The sequence below is a fragment of the Candidatus Arsenophonus phytopathogenicus genome (assembly GCF_056113345.1).
Genome location: NZ_JBUIOB010000019.1, coordinates 426,702 through 453,609 on the forward strand (window position 1 = coordinate 426,702; position 26,908 = coordinate 453,609).

20 protein-coding genes and 6 pseudogenes are annotated in these 26,908 nt (G+C 37.7%); 12 read left to right on the plus strand and 14 right to left on the minus strand.

Annotated features, from left to right (window positions below; translation table 11 throughout):
- The first annotated feature begins 157 nt into the window (after positions 1-157).
- Positions 158-463 carry a hypothetical protein gene (locus tag AC01GB_RS16890; RefSeq protein ID WP_474452777.1) on the plus strand — a complete coding sequence of 102 codons (306 nt, stop codon included), beginning with the start codon at positions 158-160 and terminating at the stop codon, positions 461-463.
- 646 nt (positions 464-1,109) lie between these two features.
- Positions 1,110-1,856 carry a hypothetical protein gene (locus AC01GB_RS16895; RefSeq protein ID WP_474452778.1) on the plus strand — a complete coding sequence of 249 codons (747 nt, stop codon included), beginning with the start codon at positions 1,110-1,112 and terminating at the stop codon, positions 1,854-1,856.
- A 100-nt stretch (positions 1,857-1,956) separates the two neighbouring features.
- On the opposite strand, the pseudogene upp reads toward AC01GB_RS16895, so the two are convergent.
- Positions 1,957-2,582, minus strand: a pseudogene (gene upp / locus AC01GB_RS16900) (uracil phosphoribosyltransferase).
- Positions 2,583-2,821: 239 nt separating this feature from the next.
- On the opposite strand from upp, the gene purM reads away from it, so the two are divergent.
- The 7 genes and pseudogenes from purM to AC01GB_RS16935 form a co-directional block, all read left to right on the plus strand.
- On the plus strand, positions 2,822-3,862 hold the full coding sequence (gene purM / locus AC01GB_RS16905) for a phosphoribosylformylglycinamidine cyclo-ligase (protein ID WP_474452779.1): 1,041 nt from the start codon (positions 2,822-2,824) through the stop codon (positions 3,860-3,862).
- Positions 3,862-4,503, plus strand: coding sequence for a phosphoribosylglycinamide formyltransferase (gene purN / locus AC01GB_RS16910; RefSeq protein WP_474452780.1), 642 nt, complete (start codon positions 3,862-3,864; stop codon positions 4,501-4,503). The genes purM and purN overlap by 1 nt, the downstream gene beginning before the upstream one ends.
- A gap of 277 nt (positions 4,504-4,780) precedes the next feature.
- Positions 4,781-5,365 (plus strand): spermidine N1-acetyltransferase, encoded by a 585-nt coding sequence (gene speG / locus AC01GB_RS16915; protein ID WP_474452781.1) that lies wholly within the window; start codon positions 4,781-4,783, stop codon positions 5,363-5,365.
- A 57-nt stretch (positions 5,366-5,422) separates the two neighbouring features.
- Positions 5,423-7,492, plus strand: coding sequence for a polyphosphate kinase 1 (ppk1, locus tag AC01GB_RS16920; RefSeq protein WP_474452784.1), 2,070 nt, complete (start codon positions 5,423-5,425; stop codon positions 7,490-7,492).
- Between the two features lie 4 nt (positions 7,493-7,496).
- A pseudogene (locus tag AC01GB_RS16925) lies at positions 7,497-9,017 on the plus strand (exopolyphosphatase).
- A gap of 284 nt (positions 9,018-9,301) precedes the next feature.
- Positions 9,302-10,672: a magnesium transporter gene (gene mgtE, locus AC01GB_RS16930; protein ID WP_474452932.1), complete on the plus strand. Its 1,371-nt coding sequence runs from the start codon at positions 9,302-9,304 to the stop codon at positions 10,670-10,672.
- A gap of 504 nt (positions 10,673-11,176) precedes the next feature.
- A pseudogene (locus tag AC01GB_RS16935) lies at positions 11,177-12,253 on the plus strand (MFS transporter); the annotation flags it as partial.
- Here the strand turns inward: AC01GB_RS16935 and AC01GB_RS16940 are convergent.
- Genes AC01GB_RS16940 through AC01GB_RS16950 form a run of 3 tightly spaced genes read right to left on the minus strand, consistent with a single transcriptional unit; the run spans position 12,212 to position 13,200 of the window.
- Entirely contained in the window at positions 12,212-12,403 is a 192-nt protein-coding gene (locus tag AC01GB_RS16940) for a DUF2560 family protein (protein WP_474452785.1), read from the minus strand. The pseudogene AC01GB_RS16935 and the gene AC01GB_RS16940 sit on opposite strands and share 42 nt — an antisense overlap.
- Before the next feature lie 15 nt (positions 12,404-12,418).
- Positions 12,419-12,622 (minus strand): hypothetical protein, encoded by a 204-nt coding sequence (locus AC01GB_RS16945; protein ID WP_474452786.1) that lies wholly within the window; start codon positions 12,620-12,622, stop codon positions 12,419-12,421.
- On the minus strand, positions 12,619-13,200 hold the full coding sequence (locus AC01GB_RS16950; RefSeq protein WP_474452787.1) for a BRO family protein: 582 nt from the start codon (positions 13,198-13,200) through the stop codon (positions 12,619-12,621). The genes AC01GB_RS16945 and AC01GB_RS16950 overlap by 4 nt, the downstream gene beginning before the upstream one ends.
- A gap of 240 nt (positions 13,201-13,440) precedes the next feature.
- Between AC01GB_RS16950 and AC01GB_RS16955 the strand changes: the two are divergent.
- The 3 genes and pseudogenes from AC01GB_RS16955 to fbaB form a co-directional block, all read left to right on the plus strand.
- A pseudogene (locus AC01GB_RS16955) lies at positions 13,441-13,761 on the plus strand (winged helix-turn-helix domain-containing protein); the annotation flags it as partial.
- A 124-nt stretch (positions 13,762-13,885) separates the two neighbouring features.
- On the plus strand, positions 13,886-15,268 hold the full coding sequence (trhP, locus tag AC01GB_RS16960) for a prephenate-dependent tRNA uridine(34) hydroxylase TrhP (protein WP_474452788.1): 1,383 nt from the start codon (positions 13,886-13,888) through the stop codon (positions 15,266-15,268).
- Between the two features lie 454 nt (positions 15,269-15,722).
- Positions 15,723-16,773, plus strand: a pseudogene (fbaB, locus tag AC01GB_RS16965) (class I fructose-bisphosphate aldolase).
- A 1,080-nt stretch (positions 16,774-17,853) separates the two neighbouring features.
- On the opposite strand, the gene AC01GB_RS16970 reads toward fbaB, so the two are convergent.
- The 10 genes and pseudogenes from AC01GB_RS16970 to AC01GB_RS17015 all read right to left on the minus strand — a co-directional run bounded on the left by AC01GB_RS16970 (position 17,854) and on the right by AC01GB_RS17015 (position 26,904).
- A complete protein-coding gene (locus AC01GB_RS16970; RefSeq protein ID WP_474452789.1) occupies positions 17,854-18,096 on the minus strand; it encodes a hypothetical protein in 243 nt (80 codons plus the stop codon).
- Between the two features lie 178 nt (positions 18,097-18,274).
- Positions 18,275-19,615, minus strand: a complete 1,341-nt coding sequence (locus tag AC01GB_RS16975; RefSeq protein ID WP_474452790.1) for a phage tailspike protein — start codon at positions 19,613-19,615, stop codon at positions 18,275-18,277.
- Positions 19,616-19,714: 99 nt separating this feature from the next.
- Entirely contained in the window at positions 19,715-21,874 is a 2,160-nt protein-coding gene (locus tag AC01GB_RS16980; protein WP_474450121.1) for a hypothetical protein, read from the minus strand.
- 2 nt (positions 21,875-21,876) lie between these two features.
- Positions 21,877-23,148, minus strand: a complete 1,272-nt coding sequence (locus AC01GB_RS16985) for a phage DNA ejection protein (RefSeq protein WP_474452791.1) — start codon at positions 23,146-23,148, stop codon at positions 21,877-21,879.
- Between the two features lie 12 nt (positions 23,149-23,160).
- Positions 23,161-23,769 carry a DNA transfer protein gene (locus AC01GB_RS16990; protein WP_474452792.1) on the minus strand — a complete coding sequence of 203 codons (609 nt, stop codon included), beginning with the start codon at positions 23,767-23,769 and terminating at the stop codon, positions 23,161-23,163.
- Positions 23,747-24,214, minus strand: a complete 468-nt coding sequence (locus tag AC01GB_RS16995; RefSeq protein WP_474452793.1) for a DUF2824 family protein — start codon at positions 24,212-24,214, stop codon at positions 23,747-23,749. The genes AC01GB_RS16990 and AC01GB_RS16995 overlap by 23 nt, the downstream gene beginning before the upstream one ends.
- Entirely contained in the window at positions 24,214-24,864 is a 651-nt protein-coding gene (locus tag AC01GB_RS17000; RefSeq protein ID WP_474452794.1) for a phage tail protein, read from the minus strand. The genes AC01GB_RS16995 and AC01GB_RS17000 overlap by 1 nt, the downstream gene beginning before the upstream one ends.
- Positions 24,864-26,269, minus strand: a pseudogene (locus AC01GB_RS17005) (packaged DNA stabilization protein). The gene AC01GB_RS17000 and the pseudogene AC01GB_RS17005 overlap by 1 nt, the downstream one beginning before the upstream one ends.
- A complete protein-coding gene (locus AC01GB_RS17010; RefSeq protein ID WP_474452795.1) occupies positions 26,241-26,720 on the minus strand; it encodes a packaged DNA stabilization gp4 family protein in 480 nt (159 codons plus the stop codon). The pseudogene AC01GB_RS17005 and the gene AC01GB_RS17010 overlap by 29 nt, the downstream one beginning before the upstream one ends.
- A complete protein-coding gene (locus tag AC01GB_RS17015; RefSeq protein ID WP_474452796.1) occupies positions 26,701-26,904 on the minus strand; it encodes a hypothetical protein in 204 nt (67 codons plus the stop codon). The genes AC01GB_RS17010 and AC01GB_RS17015 overlap by 20 nt, the downstream gene beginning before the upstream one ends.
- Between the last annotated feature and the right edge of the window lie 4 nt (positions 26,905-26,908).

Consider the following 26,908-nt stretch of genomic DNA (forward strand, 5'->3'; position numbering starts at 1 on the left):
TATTTATAATCAAAGGAATTAAATTATGTCAAAAAAAAAATAAAATGCTATATTTGCTACTAAATAAAGCCTATAATAAAAATATGAGGTTATTAATAATATTAAAAATCAAGATACTAACCAGCAAGCAAAGTTAGTAACCAGTGGCGCTTTGACCTTGGGGGACGATATCGAAAAAGCATTAGCGGCAGAATCCCTATTAAAAGATATGTATCGATATAATGATGTTAATCTTGCTACAAAATTACTTGACTACCCACAACATGTGGTAACTTGTTTATTAACCATAGCCAAAGACTATAGCGGTTGGGCGCCTGATGAACCTGATAATGAAGGCAATGAAAAAAATATTATGAATATATTGCTGCTCTACAAGAAACAAACATGTTTGCCACTGATGAATACGCTAGCAGCAAAGTCAATTACGAAGCTAATAATTATCAACAATTACTTGAAAAAATAACTGATTTTTATTCATATACTTCTCAAAAAGAATATCAAGAAATTTATTCATCACTAAAAAATTAATCAAAAACTCTTTAGCTAAAGTTAATGAAGATAATACCACAATTTTATTTACACATACTATTTTAAGTTCAAGAAAAAATATAGTTAAACTACAACTTTACTCCTCAAAAGTAACTTTTAGCTTCGATAAAGAAACAGAAAAAAATAAACCTGATGAAGAATATAATTTTGAAATTAATTTATCAAGATTAACACTTCACTTTATGGATTTTAACTTATCATCTGATGATATAAAAAGTCTTTTTCAAGTTGAATTTACGCTACTTTCTGATTGGTTAAAACAAAATAATACTAAAGTAGAAAATAATAACTATTTGCTGTGCTTTAATTAATACACTTTACTACTCAGATTATAAAATAAAAAAATACTAATAATTTTTCTTACATCCCAAGCAATTATACATGATGTATTAAAATTAAATAACAATACAGTGATTTAGTCAATATTTAAAAATAAATTCGTTACGATTTTATTTAATAAAATTATAACGATATATTTTAAATTAGTGAATGCAAAAATTTTTAATAAAAATTAAATTGAATAAATTATAAAATGAATTATTTTAATTCAAGGCATATTTATGATAAATACAAATAAATTTAATGATATTGATAATTTTATTGATGCGTCAAAATATAGTGGTGAAAATATTAACCATTTATTAGGCTGTGCTGAAATATTTGATCAAGACAAAGAAAAAGCCATTCAAGATGATAATCAAAGGAATAAAAATAACGATTTAGACACAAATGCCAAGAAACTGGCAGCTTCACCGACAAATTTTGATACTACAATTATAACCAATATCCGTGATGAATCAAAATGGGCACCAACTAATTCATTAGATAATGCATCGCTTTATTTACGGAACTACCTAGAGTATCTTTATCAAATTAGAAACTGTAACTATATTTCAAATTTTAATAATCGTTCAAGTGGTTTCAAAACTCCCAACCCACAGCAATTAGCTGAACACATTATTGCCACGCATAAATTTATTGACAATAATGAGCGCGCTAGTTTAATCCATGAATTAACAACTCATCTAACAGATTTTGTAAAATTTAATGAAGAGGATCATAATTTTATTCAATTTATTACCCCTATCATAAAAGCAGATGATCAAGCCAAATTATTCTATTACAGTCTCTATTCTAATCCCGCTTCCGGCTATAGTTTTAATTATGTCACTCAACAGTTTGTTTTTGTTCACAACAAACTAACGGTAGAAAATGCCAAAGTTGAATTAAATAAAACCTATGCAGGACTAAAACATTGGTTAGATAAAAATAGAGTGAAAAAAACGCCGAAAAAATTAACGGACTAAATTTAAAATAATATTCAAACTTAATAAGATTGGTATCTCTATCCAATCTTATTAGCTCTCAATAACTATAATTAATAAAAAATAACATAAACAATAAATGTCACTTGGTACCAAATATCTTATCGCCCGCATCACCCAAACCAGGAACAATATAACCATGTTCATCCAAATGATCATCAATAGATGCGGTATAAAGTTCAACATCGCGATGAGCAGCTTCCAGTGCCTTAATCGCTTCCGGCGCGGCAACTAGTACCAATATTTTGATAGCATGACAGCCCTCTTTTTTAAGTAAATCTATCGTGGCAATCATTGAGCCGCCTGCTGCCAACATCGGATCAACAACCAATGCCATCCATTCATTCATATTTGAAGCCAGCTTTTGAAAATATGGAATAGGCTCCAGCGTCTTTTCATCACGATAAACACCCACAACACTTATACAGGCACTGGGAATATTTTCCAGCACCCCATCCATCATTCCCAATCCAGCACGTAAAATTGGCACGACAGTAACTTTTTTCCCTTAATTTGCTCGATGTTTACCTGCCTACACCATCCTTCTATTGCAATTGTTTCTGTTTCTAAATTTGCTGTTGCTTCATAAGTTAACAGACTGCCCACTTCTGAGGCTAATTCACGAAAACGTTTAGTGCTAATATCTTTATCCCGCAATAAGCCTAATTTATGTTTAACTAACGGGTGTTTTACCTCAACGATTTTCACGCTACTCTCCTCTCCTTCAGTACAAACCATCTACAAATAAAAAATTATCAGATTATAGCGCTTTTTCAGAGCTGTTCCACTGATATATTAAGGTTTTTCTTGCAGGGAATTCACTTTTGCTGGCTCTTGAGTTTTATTATGAAAACCAAAATAAGTATCTCGCAAACGTTTGCTTAGGCTGGTAGAATTATTTCTGTTTCCATCTATTTTACTAAATGCAATCGCCTTGGGAGCCTGCTGTGACAGATAAAATTTCTCTCAGCTATAAAGATGCTGGTGTCAATATCGATGCAGGTAATACACTGGTAGAACGTATTAAAGGTGCTGTTAAAGAAACCCGCCGCCCAGAAGTAATGGGAGGATTAGGCGGCTTTGGCGCACTGTGTGCCTTACCACAAAAATATCGTGAGCCAATCTTAGTTTCAGGCACAGATGGTGTCGGAACAAAACTACGATTAGCAATGGACTTAAAACGCCATGATACAATTGGCATTGATTTAGTTGCTATGTGCGTTAATGATTTGATTGTTCAAGGTGCCGAGCCACTCTTTTTTCTCGATTATTACGCCACCGGTAAGCTAGCCGTCGATACAGCGACCAGCGTGATCAAAAGCATTGCAGCAGGCTGTAAACAATCAGGCTGTGCCCTAGTCGGCGGTGAAACAGCAGAGATGCCTGGTATGTATCATGGTGAAGATTATGATATAGCAGGTTTTTGTGTTGGCGTGGTCGAAAAAACAAAAATTATTGATGGTAGCAAAGTTAAAGCTGGCGATGCCCTAATTGCGTTAGGCTCTAGTGGCCCCCATTCCAATGGTTATTCATTAATTAGAAAAATTTTACAGTTAAACCAAATAGATCCAGCCACAGTACAACTAGAAAATAAGTCACTGGCTGATCATTTATTAGCCCCAACACGCATCTATGTTAAAAATATTCTAGCGTTGATTGAAAAACAGAATATTCATGCCATTGCCCATATAACCGGTGGTGGCTTTTGGGAAAATATTCCACGGGTTTTACCCGCCAATACCCAAGCGCAGATCGATAGCGCTAGCTGGCAATGGCCGGCGATATTTAGTTGGTTACAACAAACCGGTAATGTATCGACCCATGAAATGTACCACACCTTCAATTGTGGTGTTGCCATGTTAATTGTTTTACCCGCAGAAGAAGTCTCTGATACATTACAACTACTCAATCAACTGGGTGAAAAAGCCTGGCAAATTGGTAAAATTGTCGAGATTAACGCGGATGAACCGCAGGTAACAATCAGCTAATGAAAAATTTTATAGTATTAATTTCTGGCAATGGCAGTAATTTACAAGCCATTATTGATGCTTGCCAAAAACAAAGTATTGCCGCAAAAATTAGTGCAGTTTTCAGTGATAATCCAACTGCTTATGGTTTAGAACGGGCCAAGCAAGCCGCGATCCCAACTGTCGTGATGCAAAAAACGGATTACGCGGATAACCATGCTTATGATGCTTCACTGATGACCGAAATAGCACGATATAAGCCAGATCTGATCGTGCTGGCAGGTTACATGCGCATTCTCAAGCCACGCTTTGTCAGCCATTATTTAGGTAAAATAATTAATATTCACCCTTCCTTATTACCTAAGTATCCCGGATTAGATACTCACCGTAAAGCGCTAGCAAACGGAGATAAAGAGCACGGTACTTCGATTCACTTTGTCACTGAGAAATTGGATTCAGGTCCAATTATTTTACAAGCTAAAGTGCCTATCTTTGCTGGAGATCAACCGCAAGATATTATTGCGCGCGTTCAAACACAAGAGCATCGTATTTATCCATTAGTTATTAATTGGTTTGTTAAAGGCCGCTTAGCTATGGTTAATAATTCAGCCTTCCTGGATGGCTGTAAACTACCTGAATACGGTTATACTAATGAAGATTAGCAGTATCTGTCCCTATGTGATGCCATTGGCATCACAATTTTGTATACTGATGCTAACCCATATTGATACAAATTCTAATTGATAATTTTGTAGTAATAATCAACCAATACTTGACTAATTAGTTATCGAAAACTGAGTTTATTGCTAAAATATAATTGCTCTCATTTATCACTCAGCTTGATTCTGCTATTCTTTACTAACCAAACCGACTAAAAATACAGAACATCCATAGTAACTGTTTTAATATGCTAAGTTTTACTCCCAATCGAGGTATACAATGCCGACTGGCAAAAAAAATGAGTCAATTACACTACGACCTTTAGAACGTGAAGATCTCCCATTTATCCATCAATTAGATAATAACGCCAGTGTTATGCGTTATTGGTTCGAAGAGCCTTATGAAGCTTTTGTTGAATTAAGTGATCTGTATGACAAACACATTCATGATCAGTTAGAGCGTCGATTTATTATTGAAAATGAAGGCACTAAAATTGGATTAATTGAATTAGTAGAAATAAATTATATTCATCGTCGAGCTGAAATTGGCATTATTATCGATCCGGCCTTTCAAGGTAAAGGATATGCCGCCAAAGCCACCAACCTAGCAATGGATTATGCATTTTCAGTGTTAAATCTCTATAAAGTCTACTTGATTGTGGATAAAGAAAATACCAAAGCGCTGCATATTTATAAAAAATTAGGCTTTCATATTGAAGGCGATTTGGTTGATGAATTTTTCATTAATGGTAAATATCGTACCGTCATTCGGATGAGTATTTTTCAACATCAATACAGTGAAATGAGAAAAAAACTCTCACCAGAGGCCAATAAAACACCTGAAAAGTCATCAGTAATCAGATAAGCTGTTAAGTATCAATATCCTGTATTACTAAATAACAATATTGGTTATGGAGTAAAGATGTCTCAAGATCGGCTCTATACTGAAAAAGAGATCAGTTGGTTATCATTCAATGAGCGAGTTTTGCAAGAAGCAGCAGATAAACGCAATCCACTGATTGAACGCATGCGATTTTTAGGCATTTATTCCAATAACCTTGAAGAATTTTATAAAATTAGATTTGCTGATGTTAAGCGACGTATATTAATTAATGAAGAACGAGGAACCGCATCCAGTTCACGCCAGCTATTAAAGCGAATTGAAAGCAAAGTTGCCAAACTGGATCAAGAATTTGACTCATTATATAACGAGTTATTACTTGAAATGGCGCGTAACCAAATTTTCCTAATTAATGAACGGCAAATTTCGCCAAATCAACAAATTTGGTTACGACAATTTTTTCGCCAACAACTTCGTCAACATATTACGCCTATCCTGATCACGCCGGAAACTGATTTAGTTGAATTTTTAAAAGATGATTATACCTATTTAGCCGTTGAAATTATCAAGGGACAAAATATTCAATATGCCTTACTAGAAATTCCAGCGGGCAAACAACCTCGATTTGTTCATTTACCGCCTGAAATGCCAAAACGCAGGAAATCAATGATCCTGCTAGATAATATTTTGCGTTATTGTCTAGACGAAATATTTAAAGGCTTTTTTGACTATGACCAATTAAACGCCTACGCGATGAAAATGACGCGCGATGCGGAATATGATTTAACTACTGAGATGGAATCCAGCATGCTAGAGTTGATGTCATCCAGTTTAAAACAACGTCTTAATGCCGAACCGGTTCGTTTTGTTTATCAACGTAATATGCCTGATGAAATGGTAGAACTACTGAGAAAAAAACTCGGACTATCAAGTGATGATTCAGTCATTGCCGGTGGCCGTTATCATAACTTTAAAGATTTCATTAAATTTCCAAACGAAGGTAATAAAAATTTACTGAATAAACCACTACCGCGTTTACGTCATCGCCGTTTTGATAACTTCCGTAATGGCTTTGATGCGATCAGAGAAAAAGATGTTCTCCTCTATTATCCCTATTACACTTTTGAGCATACGATAGAATTATTACGCCAAGCCTCTTTTGATCCCAACGTATTGACAATCAAAATCAATATTTATCGTGTAGCCAAGGATTCGCGCATTATTGAATCGATGATCCATGCCGCGCACAACGGTAAAAAAGTCACCGTGGTGGTTGAATTACAAGCGAGATTTGATGAAGAAGCCAATATTCATTGGGCTAAGCATCTTACCGAAGCCGGAGTACATGTCATTTTCTCTGCACCTGGCCTTAAGATCCACGCTAAACTTTTTATTATTTCTCGTCTCCAACAAGGTGAAATTATTCGTTATGCTCATATTGGCACCGGAAATTTTAACGAAAAAACCGCTCGCCTTTATACCGATTATTCCTTATTAACGGCAAATCAACAAATTACCAATGAAGTAAGGCGGGTATTTAACTTTATTGAAAACCCTTACCGACCTGTTAATTTTGAAAATCTAATAGTTTCGCCGCAAAATTCACGCACTCGGCTGACGCAACTGATCGATCGGGAAATTAGCAACGTTCAAACGGGAAAAGCGGCCGCTATCTTGCTAAAGATTAATAACTTAGACGACAAAGAGTTAATTAATCGTCTATATGATGCCTCCAATGCTGGCGTAAAAATTCGTCTGCTGATCCGCGGCATGTGTTCGCTGGTTCCCGGCCAAGCTAATTTTAGTGAAAATATTCAAGTTACTAGCATTGTCGACCGTTTTCTAGAGCATGACAGAGTTTATGTATTTAGTAATAATGGCAACGAAGAAGTCTTTATCTCATCAGCTGACTGGATGACCCGCAATATCGATTTTCGTATTGAAGTGGCTGTTAAATTGGTTGACCAACAACTGAAGCAACGCGTGCTCGACATTCTTGAATTACAATTTAATGATACCGTTAAAGCACGTTATATCGATAAAGAGTTAACCAATCGTTATGTACCACGCGGTAATAAACGCAAGATCCAGGCACAGCTTGCTGTCTACGATTATCTAAAATCACTAGAACATCCAGAAACAAGAGCTTAACACTATGCCATTAATAAAACCTTCAGCATCGAGGCCGATGGAAATTGCTGCCATAGATCTTGGCTCTAATAGCTTTCATATGATTGTTGCGCGAATAGTTAATGGTGCCTTACAGATTTTAACCCGCATTAAAAAACGTGTTCATTTGGCTGACGGTTTAGATGAACATAACAAATTAAGGAAAAATAAATTCAGCGTGCCTTGACCTGCTTAGCGATTTTTTCTGTACGTTTACAAGGGGTTACCGATGATAATGTTTGCATAGTTGGAACTCATGCCTTACGAGAGGCGGTTAACGTCAAAGAGTTTCTTCAACGAGCTAAAGCCATTATACCCTACCCAATTCAAATTATTTCAGGCCAAGAAGAAGCGCGACTGACTTTTATGGGGCTAAAGCATACCCAGTCAGAAAAAGGCCGGAAGTTGGTGATTGATGTTGGCGGTGGCTCTACAGAACTTATTATTGGTGAAGATTTTAAGCCTCTATTAATGTAAAGCCGTAAAATGGGCTGCATCAGCTATGCCAGCCAATTTTTTGCTAATAATCTAATTAATGAAACTAATTTTGCGCGCGCCTATTTTGCTAGCCGACAAAAACTGGAAAATCTTGCTTGCCAATATCAAATGCAAGGTTGGGAATATGCCTTTGGTGCTTCAGGAACCATAAAAGCAATTCATGAAGTACTTTGCCAGTTGGGTGATTCAGATGGCATCATCACCCATGAGCGCTTAGTTAAACTAAAAAATTAGTACTAAAGTATAAAAATTTTAAGTCACTCGATCTACCCGGTTTATCGGCAGAGCGTGCTCACGTTTTTGTTCCGGGATTAGCCATTTTATGTGGCATATTTGATTGTCTGCAAATCAAGCAATTAACGCTCTCTGACGGTGCTTTACGTGAAGGGGTTCTCTATGAAATGGAAGGACGTTTTCGTCATCAAAACATTCGCCAACGCACCGCATTAAGTTTAGCTGAACACTATAATATTGACCGAGAACAGACACAGCGAGTATCAAAAACCATCGAAATCCTTTATCAACAATGGGCAAAACAAAATCCCAAGTTGGTTAACCCACAATTGGAAGTGCTACTTATCTGGGCCGCTATGCTGCATTAGGTTGGATTAAATATCAATCATAATGGCTTACATCGTCATTCTGCCTATATTTTATGCAACACCAATCTGCCAGAATTTAACCAAGAGCAACAGTTATTATTGGCAACATTGGTCAGGTATCATAAAAAAAATATCAAAGCTGATGAGTTTCCTAAGTTAAATCTATTTAAGAAAAATTACCCATGATCCAACTATTATGGTTAGCTACACTACTTAATAATCAACGTCAATCGACAACCACTCCAAACTCACTACGTTTGAAAACCGATCAAAATCATTGGACACTCTATTTTCCTCCCCACTATTTACAGCAAAATGCGTTAATGCTGCTAAATTTAGAAAAAGAACAAAAATATTGGCAAGATGTTCCTAGCTGGAAACTAAAAATTAAAGAGGAATTTGCTTGATATTTTGGTATGATAAAAAATAAAATCTAGCAACCATAAATCTAACTTAACTGATTGTTTTATATTCAATAACTTATCTATCCTGCTGCTGATAGTAGTTGTTTAAATAATGTGTGCATTTAATCGAAAGTCATTAAAAATGATAATACCTGATAATAGGTTACGACTATTAGTATTTAAGGATAACCATGTCTCAACCAGCCTTTTCATCGAATATTACCTCACTGATTAATCCACATTCACAAAAGCTGGCACAAATTAGGCAAGATATTTTGACGTTTTTCATGGAAAATGAAGAAACGATTAAAATATTAGCCACCCAACATGACAAACAACAAGCCTTATCGATCGTAAAGCACGATAAAAATATCATCCAAATTAAATCACTATTACATGCCTTACATACAGCCGATATTGCTGATCTTTTAGAAATGTTGCCTTATGATGAACGCTCATCGCTATGGTATTTAATTGATAATAATAATAAACGCGGTCAGGTTTTAGTCGAAGCCTCAACCTCGGTCTGGGAAAGTTTACTCAAGAACATGTCAGATAGAGAGTTGCTACGCGCTGTTGCTAATCTACATGTTGATGACCAAGCCTATATTGCCGAACACTTACCGCGCGACACAATGCGTCGTTTACTGACTTACCTTGATCCCAGTTTACGTAATCAGATCCGTGAAGTACTGCAATACCCTAAAGATAGCGTTGGCCAAATGATGGATTTTGAATTTATTACCATTAGACCTAACATTAGCCTGAAAACTGTTCAACGCTATCTACGCCAGCGCGGTAATATCCCTGAAGCAACCGATAAAATTTTTATTGTCGATATACAAAAACGCTTGCAAGGAGAATTGCCATTAACGACGATTTTAACCTCATCACCAACAAAAATAGTGGCTGATGTGATGAAAACTGCCACGATGAGTTTCTTGCCTGACGAAAAAGCAGAAGACGCTGCGAGTGCTTTTGAACGATACGATTTAATTTCAGCTGCTGTGGTTGATAATAATGGTTTATTAATGGGACGCTTAACCGTTGAAGATATAGTTGATAATCTTAATGAAGAGAGTGATAGCAACATCCGGCGCATGGGAGGATTAAGTCCTGAAGAAGATGTTTTTGCCCCCGTTGGGCAAGCAGTAAAAACTCGCTGGACCTGGCTTGCCGTTAACCTCTGTACCGCTTTCATTACCTCACGGGTGATTGGCGTGTTCGAAAATACCATTTCACAACTGGTCGCACTGGCAACACTAATGCCTATTGTCGCCGGCATTGGTGGTAATACCGGCAACCAAACTATCACTATGATTGTTCGAGCAATTGCTTTGCATCAAATCCAAACTGGTCATTTCTCATTTCTGTTACTGAGAGAATTAGGCGTCGCTCTGATCAATGGTATTGTCTGGGGCGGGATCATGGGCATCGTCACCTATTTACTCTATGGTAACCTCGAGATGGGAGCGGTGATGACTTTAGCTATGATATTGAACTTAATGATGGCCGCATTAATGGGCGTGATTATCCCATTAATTATGGTCAAACTGGGTCGAGATCCGGCCATTGGCTCAAGTGTGATGATAACCGCCATTACTGATATCGGCGGCTTCTTTATTTTCTTAGGTTTAGCCACTCTTTTTCTAATTTAAATCGTCAGCGCTAATCTATCATGGCAACATTAGAATAGCGCCTTAAAACAAAACTTATTAAACCTCTTTGCTATCTAATATATTTAAATTAATAGCCTAATTTTTCTCTATCTATCAATTGAAAAATAGCAGATTATAATATATTTATATGGTTAAAATAGAATGCATTACTATTTAAATTCCATCCTTGATTTAGCTAACCATTGATTTAATTAAAAACAAATAACCCAATATTTCTCCGGTTTAAAGGTTATCCAGAGTAGGATAAAATAATATCCGCTTTTCATGTTTATATAGACAATGACGAAAAAAACCAGATTATTGGTTATAACTGCCTGATGATAAACAGATAATTATTATCGCTAAATCAAGATATCATTGTTATTTCATTATTTTTTATTATTAAAAAATAAAATCAATTAACAAATTGCACCTATTGTTTGAATGATTTATTCAGCGAATTAATACACTATTTTGCCTATTAATAAAAAGGATTTAAAAAACATGCCATCTCTAACCAATACGCAAAGTCAGCCTGTTGCCAGGCCACTAAATCGGCAAGATTATAAAACGCTGGGTCTATCTTCGTTAGGTGGTACACTTGAGTTTTACGATTTTGTTATTTTTGTCTTTTATGCCAAAACCATCTCGCTACTTTTTTTCCGGCTGGTAATCAATTTCTCGCTCTGATAGCAACCCTTGGGTTATTTGCTGCCGGTTATCTAGCTCGTCCATTAGGTGACATTATTATGGCACACTAAGGCGATAAAATAGGCCGTAAGCGCATGTTCAGTTTGAGTATCTTTATGATGGCCCTGCCCACTTTAGTTATAGGAGCATTGCCAACTTATGCCACGATTGGTATTGCTGCGCCACTGTCATTACTTTTGATGCGTATTATGCAGGGAGCGGTAATTGGCGGAGAAATGCAGGTGCCTGGGCGTTTATCGCTGAACACACGCCAAAACAGCGTTATGGTTTAACTATTGGGGCGCTGACTTCAGGCATTACTGGTGGTATTTTTCTCGGCTCGATTATTGCCATTACCATTGAATATCACTTTACCGAACAACAAATTGTCGATTTCGCCTGGCACATTCCGTTTATTATCGGCGGGTTATTTGGCTTTATTACTGTTTATTTGCGACGCTTTTTACAGGAAACCGCAATATTCAAAGAGTTAGTGGCACAAAGAGCGCTTTGTAATGAGTTGCCAGTTAAGACAGTTTAACATCACATAAGCAGGGTTGTTTGATCACCGCGGTACTAACCTGGTCTCTATCGACCTCAATTATCGTGATCATTTTAATGACGCCTGACGTTATTTTACGCGGCATCTACCATATCGATCGGAATAGCGCCTTACAAGCCAATTGCTTTGCAGTGTTGATGTTAACCGTTGGCTGTATTTTTTGGGGTTACTTAAGTGATAAAATTGGCTCCCGTCTCACCATGTTAGTAGCCTATAGCGGCCTTATCATCAGTGCCAGCTATTTCTATTCCATACTATCACCGGCTTTGGCTATTTCATTTTTAACATTAAGTAGTTATTACGGCATTATGGGATTGTTCGTCGGCGCCGGACTCGTACCATAAATCCTTAAATATCTCAAATTTCAACTTCTCGTCTTTCACAAAATCGATGGTGATTTGTGCTGCTGCCGTATCGAGTAATACCAACCTTAAAATATCAAGGCGCATTTGTTGTTCTGCGGTTATTTCTTTCATCATTTCACCTGTTTCAAATTAATGTTTATGTTTAGCCGCACTCTTCGCCCAGCGTTTAGCCTGATTGAGACAATCCGCTATCATCTTGCCGCGTTTACTCGCTGGCTGTTTGCGGTAATAGCGGATCGCTTCACTTATTGCCATTGCTGCTATTGATGAAGAAAAGCCGAGCTTGATTAACTCGGCCTTCACATTGGTTTCGATGAATTGTTCGGGGGTCATGCTTGACTTTCTCCACTTGGCGTCTCATCAAATCCTGGTAGTCTTAATTGAGAAAGTGCCATAATTGTTTTTTCTGCTTTACGTATCTTATTCAGATGACGCTTACGTAAATTCATTAAGTCACTAGCTTTTCTACCAAAATTGTCAAAAGACCATTTATTCGCAGCAACCAACCTGTTTTGCATTTCGCCAATCGTTAATGATTTCAATCCTTCCATATCTAACAGAGCAAGATTTGCTGGTTGGCTTTTTTTTTCCGCTAAATCCAGTAACCACTTACGGAGTGATTTAGCCACTTTTGTATCTGCCAACATCCCAAGTAGATGAGCGCCTCTAAGTGAAAAAATCCTCACTCTATTGTACTGTATATCATTGTTTTTATTACAAGAGGTCAAATTGACCACCTGGGTCATTTCAGGACTGAACTCATTTTTATTTCTGTTGTATAGCCTGTTAACTGACTTAACATCTGCATATTCAAGTAATTCGGCCATATGCTGACCAGTAAACCAGATTTTTCCGTCTCCATTATTAAAGGGAACCATATTGTGGGTTTTAAATGTTAATACACTATTCATGATGTCATCCTTACTTAGGTAATGAACCTTTGCCACATAGGAAATCAGCCCATCGAAGTGACATCAGCAAAACTGATAACCTCAAAGGATCATTACCTAAATAACGGGCTCGATGTTTGAATTAATTACGCATGTGGGACGCAATGATTATTAAGATTTGAATGTGCCAATTACTTATTCATTATTTTGCTTATTGATGTAAGAGGACTCCTTAAAATCAAGGGGTCCTAAATGATCACTTGCTATCAACAAACTACAGCAGAAAATAGTGACTTTAAGCTAATTATTGATGAAAGCACCTATCAGATACATTATCAAAATCAAAACATTGAATTAACACCGGCGGAATTTCGATTATTAAAATATTTATCCCAACATCCGGGTAAAGTTTTTTCCCGTGATAAACTATTGAATAACCTCTATGATGATTATCGAATTGTTACTGATCGCACCATTGATAGCCATATAAAAAACTTGCGCCGCAAGCTGCAACAATTAGATAAAGAGCGGCAATTTATCCGCTCAGTATACAGTTTAAGTTATCGTTGGGAATTAGTTTAATTAAAATTTTGCTAATCCGCTCGCCGGTTGATTTGGATTTCATCACATAAGGCGTTAGAATTAGCTACTTAAAACTTATCCGATTAAGAATAAGTACTGACTTGTTATTAGATTGAGAAATTATATGTTTACGCCAGAATTACTTTCTCCCGCAGGTTCCCTGAAAAACATGCGTTATGCTTTTGCCTATGGCGCGGACGCTGTTTATGCAGGACAACCGCGCTACAGCCTACGTGTTCGTAATAACGAATTCAATCATGAAAATTTAGCTAAAGGCATTAAAGAAGCCCATGAAATGGGAAAACGTTTCTACGTGGTGGTTAATATTGCACCACATAATGCTAAATTAAAAACCTTTATTCGTGATCTTACTCCGGTCATCGAAATGCAACCAGATGCCTTAATTATGTCCGATCCTGGGCTAATTATGCTAGTGAGAAAAACATTTCCAGCAATGGAGATCCATCTTTCTGTCCAGGCAAACGCTGTTAACTGGGCAACAGTAAAATTTTGGCAACAAATAGGATTAAGCAGAATTATTTTGTCTCGTGAGCTCTCTATTGAAGAAATTGCCGAAATTCGTCAACAGGTACCTGATATTGAATTAGAAATTTTTGTTCACGGTGCACTTTGTATGGCCTATTCTGGTCGTTGCTTACTATCTGGTTATATTAATAAGCGCGATCCCAATCAAGGCACCTGCACCAACGCTTGCCGTTGGGAATATAAAGCACAAGAAGGAAAAGAAGACGCAATCGGTAATATTGTTCATCATCATCAACCGATTAAGATAAAAAATATTCAGCCGACATTAGGTAATGGACAGCCTACCGACAAAGTTTTTTTAATTGAAGAAAGCAAACGTCCTGGTGAATATATGACCGCTTTTGAAGATGAGCATGGCACCTATATTATGAATTCGAAAGATCTACGGGCAATCGAACATGTTGAACGCTTAACTCAAATTGGTGTTCATTCTTTAAAAATTGAAGGTCGCACCAAATCCTTCTACTACTGTGCTCGAACTGCTCAGATTTATCGTCGGGCGATTGACGATGCCGTTGCGGGTAAACCTTTCGATCCCTCATTGCTAACCACACTAGAAGGCTTAGCTCACCGAGGTTATACCGAAGGTTTTTTACGTCGGCATAACCATGATGCGTACCAAACCTATGAATATGGTTATTCTGTTTCGGATAGCCAACAATTTGTTGGTGAATTCACCGGCCAACGCAAAGATGGGCTCGCAGAAGTGGACGTGAAAAATAAATTCAGTCTGGGTGATAATTTAGAGTTAATGACACCAGCAGGGAATATTCAATTTACCTTAACTGACTTATTTGATAAAAAAAACCTACCTATTCAAGTTGCACCAGGTAATGGCTATAAAGTTTATCTCCCGATCCCTGAGGATGTTGATCTGCAGTTTGCGCTATTAATTCGCAATTTGGCAGGTACAACGACCAGAAACCCTCATAACAAACAACAAATTCAAACGATAAAGTAAGTTCAAAAACTAAAGTAAACAGTAATATGTTTGCTTTAGTTATAAGCAATTTTAGTGACCTTAAGTAGGGATAATAACAATACATAATTTAAAGAAAAATTCCATTTTTATGTATTAGATCACAGCAATATAATATTCATTATCATAAGATAGTTAGTGAAAAATGTAGAACTAAAAATTAATAGTAAGACTAGGAACCACCTTCTTTGCTAACTCAATCTCCCTTGAGTTAGCTTTTTCTTTTTATGGCCGATAAAATTCCGCTCTTCTTATCAGAAACTATTGTTAATAAATAACCATAAATAGTTAATAAAATAGTATCCATCACTTTAACCAACGCTAAAACTGACATTAAACTGAAGCGATCCACCTCACTTAACTAAAGCAATCTAGCTTGTTTTTCACACTATAATGGATAACAATCAATCACCACGTCAATAAACGGGAGTAAATTATGACCGATATCGAGACATTGCTAGGCGCGGAAGCTAACAATCTATTACAGCATCGCTGCCAAACCATCGCCCAAGAAAAATTATACCTACCCGGCACCGATTTTATTGATCGCGTTATGATAGATAATAACCGTCCAAACCCAGTTTTACGCTCGATGCAAACCCTATTTGATCACGGCAGACTCGCAGGTAGTGGCTACCTTTCAATTCTTCCAGTAGATCAAGGCGTAGAACATTCGGCTGCTGCCTCATTCGCGGCTAATCCACTTTATTTCGATCCTAAAAATATTGTCGAATTGGCTATTGAAGCCGGCTGTAACTGTGTCGCTTCCACCTACGGCGTTTTAGCCGCAGTTTCACGTCGTTATGCACCCAAAATACCCTTTTTAGTAAAACTGAATCACAATGAAACACTTAGCTATCCAACTCAATATGATCAAACGCTTTATGCCAGTGTTGAGCAAGCTTTTGAAATGGGAGCGGTAGCAGTTGGAGCTACCATTTATTATGGTTCATTGGAGTCCCGCCGTCAGATTGAAGAAATTGCCGCTGCCTTTGAACGTGCCCACGAATTGGGTATGGTGACAGTATTATGGGCATATTTACGCAATTCAGCTTTTCAGAAAGGAAAAACTGACTATCATGCTAGTGCCGATCTTACTGGCCAAGCAAACCATTTGGCGGCAACGATTGGTGCTGACATTATTAAACAAAAAATGGCTGAAAATAATGGTGGCTACAAGGCTGTTGGTTTTGGTTATACGGATGAGCGGGTATATAACCAATTAACAACCGATCATCCGATTGATTTAGTTAGATATCAATTAGCAAATTGATATATGGGTCGTGCTGGATTAATTAATTCAGGCGGTGCTGCTGGTTCAAATGACTTAAAAGAGTCAGTTCGTACTGCAGTGATCAATAAACGTGCTAGTGGTATGGGATTAATTCTCGGTAGAAAAGCATTTAAAAAAATCGATGAAAGAAGGTATAGTTTTTATCAATGCCGTGCAAGATGTTTATTTAAATAAAAAAATAACCATTGCTTAATTTTATTGTTTACAAAATATAATAACGTAGTTAATAACATAACGTTGACGGTGATAAACGTCTATTTTTATCACCGTTTATAATTTTTATCTTATTAAATAATATAAAAGCATCTATACCATATATTGAAATTCTCGCTATCAGTTAATATCGATATGCAACAAAAAAAGCTAATTACAGTAGATCCTTATAAAATTAATAACAATAATGTTAGAATTAGATAAACAATAATCTAGTTCAGCTAATTAACAATTTATCAATTAGATCTAGCTAGCTCAAAAAAATATTATTTATTTAATACATAAAATTAACATTTCATTATCATAACATGCTTCAGATGATAATTTATTTTGTAAATTAGATTATTCTATTAGGAAGTAAAAATAATGTTAAAATACCCATATAGCCTTGATACTTTTACTAATTTTTTAACGAGATGTGGTTTAGGTGAAATAGAATTAATTTCAAAAGGATATTGCTTTTGTTATCTACTACCGCAGGGAGTAAGCATCTATTTATATAAGAACGGAACCATACTAATACAAGGCAATCCTGCAATCAAACATGCTATTGAAATGACAATCAAAGAATTGCTACAAAAAACAAGTTAATACATTTAGTTAATGAAGGAAATTTGAGATTACACATAGATAATAGCTTATTATTAATAGTGGAATTCAATATCGTGATATTAGTAATAATATTCATGAGCAGAATTATTCTTATTTACTTTAATGCAACAACAAAGAAAATCAACTAGCTAAAATAATAAAATTTATTTTCATATTTCAATTTTTTATTAATTATATGAACGTACAATTTCTTATATCAATTAAATTTATACTTCCTAATAGTAATGCTACTTAAAATCCAGCTGATAAATAGAACAGATCATTTTATCTAGTCAAATAAGTTTTAGCAAAATTTTACCCTTTTTATGCAATAATAAATATAGTATAGCTGATAATAAATTATTACCGACCTGATTCCATTTTGGTTCTGTGATGATTCAACAGAACCAAATGGGTTGCAGTTAACCAGTAATATTATTTTGAAATAACATTTTGTTATAACTGCTTATTAATATTTTTGATTATATTTAAATTTGATCGGTTCATATTTCCATGAAAGATAATCTATTGGATTAAGAAAGATGCTATATGGATTTTCTTTATGAACCGTAAAGGAAAACTTTTCTTTATATATTTTATGCATTGCATCATAAGATTTTATTCTTTCCGCATCTTTAAAAATATCAGACACCCCTTCTGGAGTAAAATTACCGGCCATCGGTCCAATATAACTTTTTACATCCTTTTTCATCTGTTGACCAAGCCTATAACCAAAAGAATTTTCTTCTCATACCCCTGAATAGCAGGCTAATGTTCTAATATTACTATAATTATCAAAATTATAACGTTCAGACTTTAGAATGCTAACTCATTCATCAACATCCATATTGCGGAAGCCGCCTGCCATTTTGATAACCAGTTGTGAACCATTACCAACCAGTTCCCTCATTTTGCCACCCAATTTGATTGGCGCACTTTTTAACACACTGATACCTTTTGCGGCGCCTTTGCCTAATGAAAATATTCCCATTACTGCAGAAGGTGAACCTAACCCTAATGAAGCCCAGCCATACTGCTCTGATGCTTGTGGATTTTTTTCTTCCAAAGCACCAGAAATAATGGCTGTTGCCCCACTGGCTGCTTCCAAAGCCGTTAATGCTAAAGCCACACCGACACCAAATGTCATGAGAACAAATATTATTAGCTACAATAGCATTCGATTCTTCACTATCTTCGATCTGTATCCCCGCCTCAACATCCGTGATAGTATCGGCAACGCCATTTTCTCTGTTTCCTGTTATAATGATGTTTTTTGAAGAGGTGATGCCATAAGCAGACGTGTTTAATCCCAAAAATGTCTCATTATCACAGTATCTTACTCCATCGCCATTTATAACGAAGAAATGACCCGCATTAACTTTATCAGGCGCGTAGGATTTACATGATTTTATTACAATATTTTTGACGGATATACCTTCTTTGCTTATTGGTATTGCTCTTATCGCGTAAAACAAGCCTTTAAAAGTTGACCCGAACACGTTTAAATCACTTATCCCTGAATTAGATTTCACCTGTATGCCAACCACCCTTTTTGTTGCTTTTACTGAAAGGCATAAAAAATTAAAGTTATTTTCTTGAACGTTGATACATCCTTCTTCATGGTCAATATCAACATCAAATATCATTTCTGCATCACCTTCTGAATAGAAGGTACAATTTTCAGAAGTTATGTATAATTCTTTCTTTGACAAGTATTTTCCTTTCGGAAAATAAATAGCACAACCCAATGATGCCACTTTTTGCAATGCGGCAAAATCATCCGTTACACCATCACCTTTGGCGCCAAAATCCTTGACAGAGACAATATCAGTCAGCGATAGCCCAGATAGCCTGTTCGTGAAAAGGCGTTCTTTTTTAAATCTCTGGGCAAATTGGTCAGGATCATACTTTAGAATATTTGAAAAATAGAACTGTTGCGCACCATAGCTGTCATACACGACCATCGAATGACCTGCTACTGTGACAAACTTGGCAATTTGACCATTGTAGACTGGATATCCAGCTTGATTGATGCTAATAGGTTGTGCAACTGGAACATGTGATCCGTCTTCATTTTCAAGATATACCTGAATCTGGTTTTCTGGGATGGTGGGATCCATATCGATTTTACCGATATAAACTTTACCATTGCTTGCAGCAGCAAACTTTCTTCTCAAGGAGAAGAATTGGCTTGGCATACTCACGACAACATTAGGCATAATATCTGACATTTTTTCTCCAGATGAGATTAATCTAACCCGTTATACTGGTGTATTGTTAAAATTTTTATATGAAATGTAAGTAACAGTTCAAATTGATTGATAGAAGGGCTACTTCCCTTCTTCATCGTCCTTCATCCCAGTTAGAATAGCTATGATTCCAGCAGATTTAATAGCTTGATATTCAGCAGGTGTTAGTTCCTGTCTTAATATCTTGCTAATAGTAGGATTGGACGTTAAACGTTTTTCAGCCGCTGTTATTGCTGCTTCTGACCCTCCAGCCCGTACAGCCTTCACGCCTTCTTGCAGCGACTTTTCAACTACATACTTAACACTTCTTTTCTCAATAGATTTCTCTATGAGCCTACTGAGCAAGTATTTACCAGAGGCTATGGCAGCACCGCCAATTCCTGCCGTAGAAGCAGCCGAAACACCAATGAACAGGTCAAGACCTCTATTTGCGGAGGCCTTTAATATCTGACCAGCCACACCACTAACCCCAGACTCCAACTCCTTTAACGATGAGGCTGTCCTACCCGTTTGCTCTACTTTTTTAAGATACGCACTTGCATTTCTAGCTAACGTTCCATAAGCAGAAAGCAATTCGGCTTCTTTTGGTAAATATTGACGGATAGCTGAAATATTTTGAGGAGTCAATATCTCACCCATATTTTTAGCCCCTGCGCCTAATGATTCTCCTCCTTTAGAACCTTTCTCAACTCCACGGCTTAATGCTGAGGCAAGCATTATTCCTCTTTCTTTCTCGGGTAATGACCTAATTATTTTGTGCACCGGCGTTAATCCATTTTCAGATGAATTTCTCAATGCGGAATTTAGGTTTTTAACGAGCTGATCGTTATCTAGCGATTTCCCGAAAGCTTCCCTAGCGGAGTCCCTCATAGAAAAGTATTGCTTGGATAAGTCGTTTGCCTTTTCCCAATCATCCAAAAAACCATACTTACTAGACATAATCCTCATATCTTCCGTTAGCGCTTCCTTGACTAACGTAATTTTCCTTGCTCGATTGTCTTTCCCTGCACGTATTGCGGTGCCTATTGAGTCAGATAACTCACCTCTCCACTCCTTCATCTGCTCGAACGTCATCGGTTTTTTTGATTCCACCAAGAACTTCTTCACTGATGAATCATCCACCCTTGAGATAGCATTATCGGCAAGCATTTGCGCCCTAGCATTAGCGGCCTTTTCTTTTGCTAGTGGGTTGGAGGTATTACTCAGCGCCTTCCATGCATCTTTCTGTTGCTTATCAATAGTATTTAGACTACCAACAACTCTATTTCTGATTGACGCTGTTTTTTCTGATGATGCCCCTCTCTCCGCTCCAAGTCTTTTTAAATCGGCTTGAAGCCTATCGGTTATTTCTTTTAATCCTTTTTCTTGAGCATCACGAACAGGACCAGCAACAGAAGATAAGACACCTTCAACATCTTGCAGTCCTGGATTTCCACTTCTCTGCCCTGGAGTTAATGCGTTTATATCTACGCCTGCTAACTTGGCAGCATCATCTACAGAGGGGCTTACTTCTGAAAACGCACTATTTAACGCCTCACGACCCGATGAAGTTCTGGCAGCGTTAACTATCTCATTATTGGTTCTTGGGATACTTGCTTCAGATACAGTGTGCTCTATATTTCCTGATAACTTACCGGCCACCGTATTATAAGCCTTACCTAATAGCGGAGTAATCGCTCTTGCTAATCCACTACCAGCAACCCCAATACCCAAATCAGTCGCTAAACTTTTTGCATTATTTTCCTGACTATTCTGCGCTAATGCACCTACAATATTTTCACCCACCATATCCGCTAATTTAGTTGCACCACGCTCCAGTCTTCCCGCGTTAGCAACAGAAGCCAACGCGGCCGCTCTTCTTCCTGCTCCAACACCAGGAATAAGATAAGGGACAATTTCAGCACCCAATTTTGCATACGGATCTTGTGGCGTTAAATTATCAGGTAATTCCAATCGCGGTGATGGCGTATAAGTCCCATCACCAATGCCTAACTGATTACCCGCCCATGAAGCTCCAGACATAAAAGCATCTGCGATTTCAGGGGCAATATTCGCTACATTAACTCCTGCTTGAAGAAGTCCTTTTCCTGCCTCAGTAATAGGATTACTCTCTTGGTTTTGAGTAGATCGTCTTTGTTGAATTAATCCAGCAATTCGTTGAGCGCCAGTCTTATCACCTGCTGAATCCGCATTCCTTAAAGCAGTAAAAAGCTGCTCTTCTGAATAATCATTGATAGCCATGATTACCTCGATAAATATTTGTTTAATAAATCATCATCTGATATATTTGAACTATCAATATTATTGTTTTCAGTTGTCTCTACTGGTTTAAAATCAGGATAATTCCTTTTAAAGGCATCATTAACTCTTTTCTTAGCACCTTGTGCATAATTTATTATTTTATCTAGATTTTTACGCATGACTTCCGTTGATTGTTTCCCTGAAATATTACCCAGATTAGCCTGCAATTGTTGTACTTCAAAATTGCTAACATTACCTAAAGCACCACCCGTTTTTGAAGCATCTCGCATTGCCTGCAAAACAGCAAAACCCGTTTGTGATCTTAGTGACGCAAGTTGAGCATCAATATCATCAGCTGCACTGCCAGGAAAGTTATAAAATCTCCCAGGAACGCCTGTCGTTCTCCATAAGCTCGGATTATCTCTTATAGCTTTAGCTTCTTGTGCTAATCTATCTAGTTGCTGAACACCATTATCTAAAGCTAATTTAGCTTGTGTTTGGGATTGGTTTTTTTTCTCATTTGCTTCATTTATTTTTTGTTTATTAGCCGCTATTTGTTGCGTTAATGCTGCTTTGCGTAAGTCGTCAGTTGCATTCTGAGCTTGTCGATCCAGTTTTTTATTCTCGAGTTCTGCTTTCCTTATTTCTCTATCTAAAGCAGCATTCTGAGCAGAAATATTCTGACCACGAACTGTTACCGCCAGTTTATCTCTGTCAATGTCCCGCCCTTCCTGTTTATCCTGAACGTCGAAATAGCTATTGGGGTCAGCGTGAAAATGAATTAAATCGGTCATTTTATCAAACTGCTGAGGGTCTTGTTTGTAGGATGAAAAAGCCTCCTCGGGTGTCAAACCGAATTGACCTAATAGGGGTGCATTTTTCTGCAGTGATGCCATTAGTGATTGATCACCCCTTTTCGCCGCAAGACGTAGATCCATGGCTGCTTGTCCAATAACCTGATTTCTGTCCTGGTCAATAAAACCCATCCCTTTTTGAATGCGTTCGATTTGTTCAGGGTGCGCCGCTGCGAGTTGCTTCATTCCATCACGATCATTAGCCGCATAAGCTTGACCAAATGATTTCATAAAATCCGCTTCTGTCTGCTGTTGTTTGTTCGCCTCTAATCGCTCAGAAATAGCCCCTAAACCCTGCGCTAACATCACTCCTGTATTAGGCCTTTCTGCGTATTGTGGGACGGTGGGTAAACCTAAGCCCCCTGCCGTTTGATTTTCTATTTGCAGATTGGGCAATCCAGCCAGTTGAAACGTTGCCATAAAAACTCCAGATTAAAATAAACTGCCTAATGCACCTAAGCCACCCCCAGCTGCCGCTCCCCAGGGGCCACCAATTTGTGCACCCGCTATTGCGCCGTTTATCCCCCCGCCTAACGCGCGTTGAAATCCAGAAGGACGACTCGCAGAAGCGGCATTAGCAGCACCGATATTCTGTAACAACTGCCCCACATTATTCGCGTAATTTTGTCCAGCAGATGCTTGTCCAGTAGTGGCATTCATACCAATCCCCACTAAGTTACCGAAATTTTGCATCTGTCCAGACAACCAGTTTTGACCTAATGCTGGAGCGATAGATGCCAATTGATTACCGGTTGCCGTCGAACCTAAACCGCCTGTCGCTTCGGCGGCATTTAAACTTTGATATCGCGCTTGATTGGCTAAATCATTAAACTGTTGCGAATGGTAAAATTTGTTTAATGCCTGTCCCTGACCATCTAATGTCGTCAGATTCTGCAATTCACCTAATGCAGGAGTGCCAACTTTCATATAAGGTGCCAGATTTTGCATAACCTGATTCCATTGCTCTCTTTGCAAGTCTATTGCTTCACGTGACGCTCTGACCTGTTCGCTAGCGCCGTTATCTCCACTGCCTCCACCCATCTTTTAATTCCTCTTTGGTGACCTGGTACATTGTCATATTGATTTGTTGATTACCCGCGGTTAATGCATTGTCAATCACACCGACTCTTCGCATATTCATTAATTTACAGATAACTTTCCCCCACGGCGTTTTTTCAGGAACATAGGTAATAACGGTGGAAAAATTGAGATTATCCACCAACCATGTTGAAAAATTTCTCGTTGCTATCAATGCATATTTGCCCCGAAAACCCGGATCAAACACGGGATGAATTTCAATTAACTGGTTGCGAATAAATTCTATTGAAAAAAAACCAACCAGCATTAACCCTTCATAAACACCCACATAAAGCTGATTGTTCTTTAATTGATAATCCCCGTTATTTTCCATGGCATAACCAATCTTGCTTTTATCTGTAAAGAACCGCTGGAATTGTTGGATATTGTCAATAATTTTAATTTTCATCAGTCAATCAACCCGTGCGATCTTAACGCGTCTTCTAATGCCTTTATTCGCTGGCGAGATGCGATTAACGCATTAGCCAATGCATCAATTTCATCTTTGTCATAATCTTTTCCAATTGAGAAGGATTGATCGGCATCAAAATTTTTCTTCAAGGGCGTACCGATAGCTGGCGTAAATCCCATAACACGCTGACCAACCACTTTTGTGCCGTTAACAGAATAAGCAGTGTTGACATTGAGGGATGATGATAAATTTTGCTGAGTGACTCGACTCAACGAGACGTAATCAACGATGATTTCAGATACTTTACCATCAAGATCCTGTATCTTTATCTTTAGTCCATTTACATCATTTTCAATATTAAGCACTCTAACTTCAAGACTTGCTAAACCTTCCTCAGTTTTTGTTATTCTTTCTTCGTGATGACCAAGAATAATATCCTGCTCTTCATTTTTAATTTGGGCTGAATAGGCTTCATAGCCCGCATCATTAGCCCTATTAACCACCTTGCCTATATCCTCAGCACCGCTTAATACTATTCGACGGTAGGTTTCACTAAAATTTTGAGGCAGGATATCGGGAGCAATATAGGCACCTTGTACACTGATTGGATTTTCCAGTCGTGAGTTGGCATAAGACTGATTAGGCATTATTCCATCCTTACTGACAGGTCAGATAATGTTACGGGTGATTGAGTGATAATACGTATCTTAAAACCAATGTTTTTTCTCACTCTGCCAATTCTTCGCCAAATAATTCGCTGGTCATAACGAAAGGGTGAGTTTTGCTCTATCAATTGCTCTCTGCCATAATTGATACCGTCTGTTGTTGCAGATAGAAATAGTTTGTCAGCAATTTGGGCAACACCCGTTGAGGCTTCCAGTTCAAAATCAAATAATCTTGCATTGTCAGCTTTTATCATGGGTGTATAAAGAAGGTGCTCTGTCGATTGTTCATATTGACTTGATGCGTCGAAAACTAAATGACCGATAATGCCTTCTTTCTTGTCACCCGCTGTGATTTGATTTCCATAGAACATAAAATCAATCGCACGATAGGGATCGTCATAAAAACCTGTTTTGAGGATTGACCATTGATTATTTGCCGAAGCATCAAAGCAAAGTGTGTGTTTAGGCAGGTGAAGGATTAATAATTCATGGTTATCAAATTTAATGGACTCCATCACTGATGTAGATAATTCTTCAGCAGAATAATGACTGATGATTTTATCAATGGTAGCGGTTGATATTTTGTTTTTTTCACCCGCGCCGATAATATAAATAGCAGGTTGTCCGGTTGATTGTTGGCTTAGGATGGCGTATTTATCCTGATAACGACATTTGCAATCACGACCGGCAATACCCGACGGAATCATATAAGCTGGCTGAGCCTGATAGATGGGTTGAGAAGCTTCATCCGATCCAGTCAAGGTAAAATACTCTATGCTTGATGAACCAAAACAAATAATCATATCTCGCCATGAGTCGACGGAAACGATACCATCGGGCTGAGATTCGGCACGATAGAAGGGTCTATATCTATCCGGTTTAGATTCATCCTCCAGATCAGTTACACCAAATCGTTCACCGCCTTTTTGTAGCCAGATGTAACGTCCCCGATTGCGGCAGACATCAATCACTTCGCCTAAATCATATTGCGGGTATTTATCCTTTGGCCAGTTTGATAATTCCTTCTCTGTTCCGTTATATCGATAGAACTTTAGTTTACCGCCAAAACAAACGGCCTGACTGTTTCCTGAATGAGAAAGTGAAACCCGATCAGTTCCAGGTATATTAGCAATTTGAATGCCATTAAGATAAAGCTTGTTACCACAGACTCGATAGAGCGTGTTGTTTTTTGTATTAAATTGCACACCACGTGATATGCCGTTCACTTCCTGTTTTTTTCAATACCAGGGAATGATCTTAAGTAACCCGCAGCATTAAGTACCTCTTTAGGTGTTGCCAGCATATTCACGGGTAAGGCATCAATATAATCGGCTGTCTTGATATCTTTAGCTAATCCTTTAGCGAGCGGAATCTGCATTTTTGGCATGGAATCCCCTCTCAGCATAATAGCTATCAGCTCCTAACGAGGAGTATTTATTACCTTGACCAACAGGCATATCACCCCGCCTTTCTATTGATGGAACACTGAGCGTGTCAATAAGAAGCGCATCATAGGATGCGGCGGCCGACGCTTCTTGTCTCGGGGTAGGCTCAATGCCATAATCCGATAACATTCGCAGCATCAATTGATAACCAATGGCATGCTTATATTTGCGAGGAAGGCCTGTTGCATCATCCGGTGCGGGTTGTTCATCTAATGAAAACTGATAGCCCAAATCCCCAAATGTAATTTGTAACTCTGCCATTAAGTCTTCAAGGTCAGTAATACTATCTTCAAGCGATTGGGGTGCTAACTCTGTGTTAGTGGCAACTGAGTCAATACCCGCCTTGCGCAAAACAAACAGAGCAATCTCACCTTTAGTTAGCGGTTTTGTCATCTTTAGTGCCCTTCTCTTTTTTAGGCTCATTAGATTTTTCAGGTGTTTTTTTAGGTTCCTTTACTTCATCAAGAGATGAAACAAAGCCCATTTTTTTGAAGGCAGGGAAATCCGCTGCAACAATAACTGCCTGAACAAATCCAGCTTTATTATCCGACCAGGCGAAAACGCTTTTTCTTTCCATCTTA

Excerpts from the sequence above, each read along its gene's own strand:
- AC01GB_RS16895 (WP_474452778.1), top strand. The coding sequence starts at position 1,110 with ATGATAAATACAAATAAATTTAATGATATTGATAATTTTATTGATGCG.
- purN (WP_474452780.1), top strand. The coding sequence starts at position 3,862 with ATGAAAAATTTTATAGTATTAATTTCTGGCAATGGCAGTAATTTACAA.
- speG (WP_474452781.1), top strand. The coding sequence starts at position 4,781 with ATGCCGACTGGCAAAAAAAATGAGTCAATTACACTACGACCTTTAGAA.
- ppk1 (WP_474452784.1), top strand. The coding sequence starts at position 5,423 with ATGTCTCAAGATCGGCTCTATACTGAAAAAGAGATCAGTTGGTTATCA.
- mgtE (WP_474452932.1), top strand. The coding sequence starts at position 9,302 with ATGGAAAATGAAGAAACGATTAAAATATTAGCCACCCAACATGACAAA.
- AC01GB_RS16940 (WP_474452785.1), bottom strand. The coding sequence starts at position 12,403 with ATGATGAAAGAAATAACCGCAGAACAACAAATGCGCCTTGATATTTTA.
- AC01GB_RS16945 (WP_474452786.1), bottom strand. The coding sequence starts at position 12,622 with ATGACCCCCGAACAATTCATCGAAACCAATGTGAAGGCCGAGTTAATC.
- AC01GB_RS16950 (WP_474452787.1), bottom strand. The coding sequence starts at position 13,200 with ATGAATAGTGTATTAACATTTAAAACCCACAATATGGTTCCCTTTAAT.
- trhP (WP_474452788.1), top strand. The coding sequence starts at position 13,886 with ATGTTTACGCCAGAATTACTTTCTCCCGCAGGTTCCCTGAAAAACATG.
- AC01GB_RS16970 (WP_474452789.1), bottom strand. The coding sequence starts at position 18,096 with ATGAAAAAGGATGTAAAAAGTTATATTGGACCGATGGCCGGTAATTTT.
- AC01GB_RS16975 (WP_474452790.1), bottom strand. The coding sequence starts at position 19,615 with ATGTCAGATATTATGCCTAATGTTGTCGTGAGTATGCCAAGCCAATTC.
- AC01GB_RS16980 (WP_474450121.1), bottom strand. The coding sequence starts at position 21,874 with ATGGCTATCAATGATTATTCAGAAGAGCAGCTTTTTACTGCTTTAAGG.
- AC01GB_RS16985 (WP_474452791.1), bottom strand. The coding sequence starts at position 23,148 with ATGGCAACGTTTCAACTGGCTGGATTGCCCAATCTGCAAATAGAAAAT.
- AC01GB_RS16990 (WP_474452792.1), bottom strand. The coding sequence starts at position 23,769 with ATGGGTGGAGGCAGTGGAGATAACGGCGCTAGCGAACAGGTCAGAGCG.
- AC01GB_RS16995 (WP_474452793.1), bottom strand. The coding sequence starts at position 24,214 with ATGAAAATTAAAATTATTGACAATATCCAACAATTCCAGCGGTTCTTT.
- AC01GB_RS17000 (WP_474452794.1), bottom strand. The coding sequence starts at position 24,864 with ATGCCTAATCAGTCTTATGCCAACTCACGACTGGAAAATCCAATCAGT.
- AC01GB_RS17010 (WP_474452795.1), bottom strand. The coding sequence starts at position 26,720 with ATGACAAAACCGCTAACTAAAGGTGAGATTGCTCTGTTTGTTTTGCGC.
- AC01GB_RS17015 (WP_474452796.1), bottom strand. The coding sequence starts at position 26,904 with ATGGAAAGAAAAAGCGTTTTCGCCTGGTCGGATAATAAAGCTGGATTT.